Consider the following 8,173-nt stretch of genomic DNA (forward strand, 5'->3'; position numbering starts at 1 on the left):
TAAGTCATTTTTCCTGCACAAAATTTAGATCACTTATTTAATGTAATCGGTATTATTATCAAAAAACATATTATACCTTTCATCATGATTTCCTGATATCGATTAACTCTTTCTTGGATATTATTGTTATGCACCTCTGCTCACAAATAAGTAAAACACAATCTCTATTTAGCTTTTTTAAACATTATTAAATACAAAAGCATGATGCATAGCATTATTCATAATTTTAATAGGAATAGGATAGGTTATAACTTAGTTCCTCCATCCACTCATTAAAGAGATCTTTTATGAAACAACCCAATGCTTTTCAGCCGTTTTTGTTTTCAAGTTTTCAAAAAAAACATAGTCTTACATTAGGTGATTTAAAATGGAAAGCATTTGAAGTTCATGACTTCTTAGGTGATGCTGAAGATTGGGGGATGGTTATTGAAAATATGCTAGCCGAGAAAAATCCAGCGCTTTTGACTAAACTATCTCTAGGCACTGACCATGACATGTTTTGTATTAGTAGTGATGATAGAGATGCTTTACACGAAATTGCAGAAATAGTGTTTGAATTTTACGATAATGATGCACTGCTAGATGCTTGCATTGAACGCTACGCACAATACGATTTTGTGCCGAATCAGCCAGTTCCTTGTCAATAATATTTCCACTCAGTTTTTCCCTTTATACCAATGGAATTAAATAAGTGATCAGGGATTGCGCAGGAAAAATTAACACTAATAAGGCGTGAGTTGTAGGAGATAGTTGTTCTCACTTCAAAACTCACAACGCAGTTAGAGGTAATTTTAACCAGCAAGAATGATCACCTTATTAATTCTTTTGGTATTAGTAATATATTAGCAAGTTGATCAAAGCCTACACACATTTATCCTATTTGGTGCTGTCGGCTGTTTTGTTACTCGTCTTTTAGACCAAGTTAATTCCGCGTAAAAACTGATCGCTGATTTAAATGATGGGGCTAAAAGGCTAAATCTGAAAAGGCTCAAAGGTTAAGGTTATACCGTTACTGTTTCAGCAAAAAGCTTAACAGCAACGGTATGAATAATAAGCTTTAACTACATCTATTTATCTAAAGGTGTTTTATCAAGCATCATAGGTGGTAGATGACACGTTACCGCCATGACCAGTCCAATCATTATGGAAAAACTCTCCCGCTGGTGTATCTACTCTTTCAAAAGTATGAGCGCCGAAATAATCACGTTGTGCTTGAATCATATTGGCAGGTAAACGAGCAGTGGTATAACCATCAAGGAACGTTAATGATGACGTCATACAAGGCATTGGTAGACCTATTTGTAACGACTTCGAAGTAACGTCTCTCCACGCTGGTGAACAACGCTGTAAGATCGTTTTAAAGTAAGAATCTAATCCTAAAAAGGTTAACTCTGGCTCTGCGACGAAAGCATCACGAATATTGCCTAAAAATGCACTGCGTATAATACAACCACCACGCCACATTAAAGCAACATTACCGTAATTGAGCTCCCAGTTGTTATCTTCTGATGCTTGCTTCATTAACATAAACCCTTGTGCATAAGAGATTATTTTACTGGCTAATAGTGCATCACGTAATGCCTCTACCCATTGCTCTTTATTCTCTGTAATAGGTGTAATTGATTTATTAAATAAATTGCTCGCATCCACTCGTTGTTGTTTAAGAGAAGAAAGGTAACGTGCAAACACAGACTCTGTAATTAAGGTCAGTGGAATACCGAGATCCAATGCATTAATCCCTGTCCATTTACCGGTTCCTTTTTGGCCTGCGGTATCCATTATTTTTTCAACAATTGGTTGGCCATCAGTATCTTTGAAGGCAAGTATATCGATAGTAATTTCTACTAAATAACTATTGAGTTCCGTTTCATTCCATTTTTTAAAAGTCGCTTCCATCTCTTCATGAGACATTAATAACGCTTCTTTCATAAAGTGATAAGCTTCGCTGATAAGCTGCATATCACCATATTCAATACCATTGTGGATCATTTTGACAAAATGACCCGATCCTGCATTACCGACCCAATCACAACAAGGCTCACCTTGATCTGTTTTTGCAGAAATCCCTTGAAAAATAGGTTTGATATGTGGCCATGCTTTTACATCTCCACCCGGCATAATAGACGGTCCAAAGCGAGCCCCCTCTTCGCCACCTGAGACACCAGCCCCCACAAAATGAAGGCCTAATTGACTCAGTTTTTCAACGCGACGGTTACTATCAACATAATTAGAGTTACCTCCATCAATAATGATATCGCCTTTATCGAGTAAAGGAATGAGCGCATCAATAAAGCGATCAACGACCTCCCCGGCACGCACCATCAACATAATTTTTCGAGGTGTTGCGAGTAAACCCACCATCTCTTCCAGAGAATGGGCCCCAACAATATCAGTGTCTTTAGCCGTCGTTTCTAAAAATTGATCAACTTTAGAGACGGTACGATTATAAGCAACGACTTTAAAGCCGTGGTCATTCATATTTAAAATCAGGTTTTGTCCCATCACGGCTAGGCCTATGACTGCGATATCAGCATTCATTATTTCTTTCCTTTTGGTAATAGTGTTGAAGATTCAGGATCTAAATAAAATTGAGTTAACCCTGTTTTGGCTGAAATATGAGCGGCAGGATAAAGATCACGACTGTTATTTTGAGTATTTATTTTATAAATAATATCCGCTTTACTTGCCCCCATGACTAAATAGGTAATGCGTTTACTGTGCTCAATTAAATGCGCTGTTTTTGAAATACGTAACTGTCCACTCTGCGGTTGTGTTGCAATAAAGGTTAAGTTGGTCTCTTCATAATTAGTTTGCCCAGGGAAAATAGACGCGGTATGACCATCTCCTCCCATGCCCAATATAATCCAGTCAAATTGTGGAAGCCCGTCATGAACGGGAACACTTAATTGGATTTCCCGCGCATAACGAATGGCTTCATCCTCTGGTAGATTTTCTCCGCGAATACGGTGAATATTGTCTTCAGGAATAGTAATATGATCGAATAAACGTTGTTTACATTGTCCATAATTACTTTCTGGATCTTCTGCTGCCACGCAACGTTCGTCTCCCCACCAAAAATGTAACTGTTGCCAATTTATTGTGGTGGAAAAATGAGAGTTGGCTAAATAATCAAACAAAAGATTAGGCGTTGAACCACCCGATAAAGAGATATGAATAGGCTGTTCGCTTTCACTTAATCGCAGTAATTCATTAGCAAGTTGTTCAAGTAAAGATTGAGTTGAATCGAAAATAATATTATTCATGTTATAGCTCGCAGTAATCAGTGTCAGTTAAATTCTTACAAGGAGAACGCCAAGTTTGCCCATTTTTAAATAAGGCCTCTGCTTCAATCGGTCCCCATGTTCCCGCTGCATAGCCATAAAGATCAAACTTATTTTTTTTATAATCAAGGATCGGTTGTACAAACTCCCAACAAGCACTAACGGCATCACTTCTAGAAAAGAGTGTCGCATCGCCCTTTAATACATCTAATAATAAACGTTCATAGGCAGATAATAATTCAGAGTTTTTTAAGTTGCTGTAATGAAAGTCCATTGCCACCGGTTCTGTTTCAAAACCTGCTCCAGGTTTCTTTAAACCAAAACTTAATAATGTACCTTCATCAGGTTGAATACGCATAATCAGTTTATTATCAGGTGGGTTAGCAGAAAAAACAGGGTGAGGTGTTTTCTTAAAATTGATCACAACTTCAGTCACGCGTGTTGGCATACGCTTGGCAGTACGTACATAAAACGGCACCCCATCCCAACGCCAATTTTTAATAAACATTTTAAGTGCAATATAGGTTTCTGTACGAGAATCCTCAGGTACCCCTTTTTCTTCACGATAACTTAATAAACATTCATCACGTACATGGGATTTTGTATATTGTCCTAATACTAAGTTATGTTTTAGATCATCCTCGTTCAATGGTTTTAGGCATTGCAACACTTTAACCACTTCATCACGCATTGAGTCGGCATTGATAACGGCAGGCGGTTCCATGGCGACCATCGCAATCACTTGTAATAAATGATTTTGTATCATATCGCGCATCGCGCCGGCGTTATCATAATAACCACCACGAGAACCGATGCCTAAGTCTTCAGCACCTGTCACTTCAATATAATCAATATATTTTGAATTCCACAGCGGTTCAAAAATACTATTAGCAAAGCGCAGCACTAACATATTTTGCACGGTTTCTTTACCGAGATAGTGATCAATTCGATAAATTTGATCCTCTGTAAAGTCCTGATACAAGCTTTTATCAAGCGCAATAGCCGACTCAAGGTCATAACCAAAAGGTTTTTCAATAACTAATCGCTTCCAACCATCATCTTCAATATTCAACCCATGCGCAGCAAGATTTTGAGGAATAACAGAATATAAGCTAGGTGGAGTAGCAAGATAAAATAGCGTATTACTTTTTATTTTTAATGCTGTTTCGATAGACTGAATACGCTGCTTAAGTGCTTTATATTCATACTTATTTTCGGGATCCATTACTTGATAAAATAAATGCTCACAAAACTTATCTAATGACTCATGATCTACATTATCGTCTGAAGCGAGATCTTTTATTAATTTATCACGGAAACTTTGGTCGTCATAAGTGCTGCGACTAACACCTAAAATAGCAAATGAAGAAGATAATTTTTGATGTGAATATAATTTATAAAGCGCGGGAATTAGCATGCGTTGTGTGAGGTCACCAGAAGCGCCAAAAATCACAATGCAGTTATTTTCAAGAGTTAACATTAATCTATCCTTCAATGAGAGAGGCGAAAAAGATTAAAAAGTGACTTAGATTGAGGGAAAAATACTCACAACCAAAGACCACAGTAATTTACATTTACTACGGATTCAATAGATTATTTGTATTTAAAAACTGATTTATTCAATTTAGCGATGTATTAATTTTAAAGTTGATCGAGGTACGTTTATTTGCCTAGATAATTGGTGGGCGCTGCTACTATTGTTAATAACAGTCAGAGTTAACTTAGTCTCGATAATTTAATTAAATAGATTTTGAATTTCGAAGAAACCATTAGCTAAAAGAAACTATTAGTTAAAAGTAAAAATTAGCTTAGGAGATGTTGTTCCATTAACTCGATCAGCACTTGAGCAGACAACGCTCCAAGTTTATATTGATCAATAAATACAAAATCTTCCGTTCCTGCTTTCCCCGTTCCGACTCCTACAATCTCAGGATTAGCATCCAAGATAATAAACATTAACCTTTGTTTAAGTTTAATATTATCGACGGTGACTGCATTCGACGCTTGTAAGCTTTGCTCTAACAACCCGACTGTAGTAGAGAGTTGCTGATGCTTTTCTATTAATTGGTCATTTGCACCCGCAACTAAAGTTAACAGCTGTTCGATATTTTTATTCATTCATTATTCCTGACGTGAAAATTGTAATGCTTATCAAGCAATTTTTATAATCCTATGCGAACAGTAGAAAGTCGTTTTTCAAAAAAATCAGTTATCAACAATAGAAATAAAAGAAGCCATTTATTTAACCAGTAAAGCTTTCAATGTATCAACACGCTTTTTATTTGCACCTAAGTCACTTCGGCCAACTCGAGAAGCAGAGCGAAAATGCAATAAGTTATCATCACTCACTCTTAACTCTAAGTCATCAACAAAACCAAAAATGCCAGACGTAAACGTAGCAGCAATATAATCTGTTTCAATACGTACTATTTCACCGCCTAGAGATTCTACCGCGGCTTTGGCTTTATCTAAAAATTCATTTTTATCACCACTAAAAGCCAACGGTTCAATAGTACTTTTATCCCCCTCAACACTTTCACTGATCACACAGTTTTCTGCGCTGACACAAGGTTGTAAATGTCCTGCTTGTATCCCTGGTGCTTGGCCTTTTTTAGAGACTAACCCTAATACAAAAAAAGCGATGATGATTAAGATAATAATTGCGGCTAAGATATAAAAGAATTTTTGCATTTTTTAGTCTCGTTAATTTAGTCTAGTTAATAAAGTGTTAAAAAATCCTAGCATGACAAAGTGAGCCGAGTGCCAGTACGTTTCGGTTAAGATCTTGTTGATTAAAGCTTTGATTGCAAATTTTAATTACACTTTTAATTACAACTTTTAATACAACAACAAAGCTTTTCATATAATCAGTAATATGCCATTGGCTTATAAAAAGATCATAATATGATGCTTCTCATTTAGCCATTCATTGTTTTAAGTTACTTATTCGATAAATGATTGACGGTTAAGTTCTTCACTTATGCTTCTATCTCCGACGATTCCATCTGTTGTAATACTTCTACTGTTTTTGGGAATTGTTGAATATTAAACAATTTATCTCTTATCTGCCAAAACCGCCCCACTTTGTTAGCTATCACTATTTCTGGAGGCTGTAAACGGTGCTCATTATTAATCACCTTAGTCACTGAGCTATCAGTAAAAGGGCGAAAGCGATCAATCAAATGTGGCTGAATAAAACGTTGTAGAAATTGTGCTTTTTGCTTGGCAGTGGTCAATTGCCAAAATTCACTAATTTGTCCTTGGCCACCACTATAAGTTACTTTTAATTGATTCTTACCGTGTTTATTTTTAGTCGCCTCAAGTTGCATATCATCACAACGAATAATCATTGCATCTTTTAACTTTAATGCTTCACGCAGTTTTTTATCTGGGTCTACTAATACGGCTTCACAATGACCACAAACACGCGCTGCAATATCATTATCCATTCCACATTGGTCACAAAATTTAGCCCGAAAACGGTAATTACAATGCACGCGTTCTTCAAACTTATTACCGTCATCATCTTCGGTGATTTTTAATGAATACCCTTGGCATTTACGACCATAATGTTCAATCACAAAACCAGCAGGATCCAGCTTCCCCCAAAAGTTATTATTAAACTGACAAGCAGGACAAGGAATAGTCACTATTTCACTGCCACTTTCTGGTTTTTCTTGCCCGACTTCAGGCTCGTATAAATCGTAACAATTACCGGCGAACTCCATCACTAAACAATCTTTTTTACCTTCAGCTAAACGTAATCCTCGCCCTACTATTTGTTGATATAAGCTGATAGATTCTGTCGGGCGTAAAATAGCAATTAAATCAACATGTGGCGCATCAAACCCTGTGGTTAATACAGAAACGTTGACTAGATACTTTATTTTTTTATTTTTAAAATCTTGGATAATTTGGTCACGATCTTTGCCTGCGGTATCGCCAATAATTAATGCAGCACTTTCATCTTGCAGATAACCTAATATTTCTTGAGCATGTTTTACCGTAGAAGCAAAAATCATCACCCCTTGTCGGTCTGCTGCGTGATGAATAACCGACTTAATAATTTCAGGTGTCGCACGACCAGACTTCTCAATCACTTTATTTAAATCAGCCTCTCGATAACTTCCAGTATTTGCAGGGCTGATTTGTGAAAAGTCATAACTTAATACCGCCATGTCCATGACTTTTGGCTCAGTCAGAAACTTCTCATCAAGCAGAAAACGAATCGGTAAATCAAAGATGCAGTCTCGAAAAAAACGAGGTTCCTCACTACGAACTTGTCCACGGGTGTGGTATTGATATATCCAACCTAAACCAAGGCGATAAGGGGTTGCTGTTAACCCTAAAACCTTTAAATTTGGGTTGATAGATTGTAAGTGTTTAATCACTTTTTGATAACTTGAGTCGCCTTGCATCGGGACACGATGACACTCATCGATCACTAATAAGGAAAAAGCATCATCAAAAAGGGCAAGGTTATTGACGATGGATTGAACAGAAGCAAAAACAACCTGCTCAGACGTTTCTTTACGGCCTAATCCTGCGGAAAATATAGACGCTTCAACACCATAGCTTTCATATTTAGCGTGATTTTGCTCGACCAACTCTTTAACGTGAGCAAGTACTAACACTCGCCCTTTCGCTATCCTAGCAAGCTCTGCAATGATTAAACTTTTTCCTGCGCCTGTTGATAAGGCTAATACGGCAGGCGTGCTAAAGCGACGAAAATAATGCAGAGTCGCATTGACGGCATCTTGCTGATAAGGACGAAGTGTAAACATAGAGAGGTACGCTTTTGATTGCTGGTAACTGATTGTTGATAGCTAACGATTGATTATACCAAAAGAATTAATAAGGTGATCATTCTTGCTGGTTAAAATCACCCCTAA

At 37.0% G+C, this 8,173-nt stretch carries 7 protein-coding genes; 1 reads left to right on the top strand and 6 read right to left on the bottom strand.

All coding sequences use genetic code 11. The features are described from left to right. Nucleotides 1-287: 287 nt before the first annotated feature. On the top strand, nucleotides 288-647 hold the full coding sequence (locus V6255_RS17570) for an Imm51 family immunity protein (protein ID WP_341629306.1): 360 nt from the start codon (nucleotides 288-290) through the stop codon (nucleotides 645-647). Between the two features lie 442 nt (nucleotides 648-1,089). On the opposite strand, the gene gnd is transcribed toward V6255_RS17570, so the two are convergent. The 6 genes from gnd to V6255_RS17600 all read right to left on the bottom strand — a co-directional run bounded on the left by gnd (nucleotide 1,090) and on the right by V6255_RS17600 (nucleotide 8,065). After that, nucleotides 1,090-2,538, bottom strand: coding sequence for a decarboxylating NADP(+)-dependent phosphogluconate dehydrogenase (gene gnd, locus V6255_RS17575; protein ID WP_341629307.1), 1,449 nt, complete (start codon nucleotides 2,536-2,538; stop codon nucleotides 1,090-1,092). Continuing rightward, nucleotides 2,538-3,263: a 6-phosphogluconolactonase gene (pgl, locus tag V6255_RS17580; protein ID WP_341629308.1), complete on the bottom strand. Its 726-nt coding sequence runs from the start codon at nucleotides 3,261-3,263 to the stop codon at nucleotides 2,538-2,540. Before pgl ends, gnd begins: the two co-directional genes overlap by 1 nt. 1 nt (nucleotide 3,264) lies before the next feature. Beyond that, nucleotides 3,265-4,761 carry a glucose-6-phosphate dehydrogenase gene (gene zwf, locus V6255_RS17585; RefSeq protein WP_341629309.1) on the bottom strand — a complete coding sequence of 499 codons (1,497 nt, stop codon included), beginning with the start codon at nucleotides 4,759-4,761 and terminating at the stop codon, nucleotides 3,265-3,267. A gap of 323 nt (nucleotides 4,762-5,084) precedes the next feature. Then, nucleotides 5,085-5,399 carry a hypothetical protein gene (locus tag V6255_RS17590; RefSeq protein ID WP_341629310.1) on the bottom strand — a complete coding sequence of 105 codons (315 nt, stop codon included), beginning with the start codon at nucleotides 5,397-5,399 and terminating at the stop codon, nucleotides 5,085-5,087. Nucleotides 5,400-5,519: 120 nt separating this feature from the next. After that, entirely contained in the window at nucleotides 5,520-5,972 is a 453-nt protein-coding gene (locus V6255_RS17595) for a DUF1499 domain-containing protein (RefSeq protein ID WP_341629311.1), read from the bottom strand. A gap of 287 nt (nucleotides 5,973-6,259) precedes the next feature. Continuing rightward, nucleotides 6,260-8,065: a DEAD/DEAH box helicase gene (locus tag V6255_RS17600; protein ID WP_341629312.1), complete on the bottom strand. Its 1,806-nt coding sequence runs from the start codon at nucleotides 8,063-8,065 to the stop codon at nucleotides 6,260-6,262. Nucleotides 8,066-8,173: the final 108 nt, after the last annotated feature.

The organism is Psychromonas arctica (assembly GCF_038155225.1).
Lineage (GTDB): Bacteria > Pseudomonadota > Gammaproteobacteria > Enterobacterales > Psychromonadaceae > Psychromonas > Psychromonas arctica_B.

Bases quoted from the DNA above. Each gene is read 5' to 3' on its own strand.
- gnd (WP_341629307.1), bottom strand. From the start codon at position 2,538: ATGAATGCTGATATCGCAGTCATAGGCCTAGCCGTGATGGGACAAAAC.
- V6255_RS17590 (WP_341629310.1), bottom strand. From the start codon at position 5,399: ATGAATAAAAATATCGAACAGCTGTTAACTTTAGTTGCGGGTGCAAAT.
- V6255_RS17600 (WP_341629312.1), bottom strand. From the start codon at position 8,065: ATGTTTACACTTCGTCCTTATCAGCAAGATGCCGTCAATGCGACTCTG.
- pgl (WP_341629308.1), bottom strand. From the start codon at position 3,263: ATGAATAATATTATTTTCGATTCAACTCAATCTTTACTTGAACAACTT.
- V6255_RS17570 (WP_341629306.1), top strand. From the start codon at position 288: ATGAAACAACCCAATGCTTTTCAGCCGTTTTTGTTTTCAAGTTTTCAA.
- zwf (WP_341629309.1), bottom strand. From the start codon at position 4,761: ATGTTAACTCTTGAAAATAACTGCATTGTGATTTTTGGCGCTTCTGGT.
- V6255_RS17595 (WP_341629311.1), bottom strand. From the start codon at position 5,972: ATGCAAAAATTCTTTTATATCTTAGCCGCAATTATTATCTTAATCATC.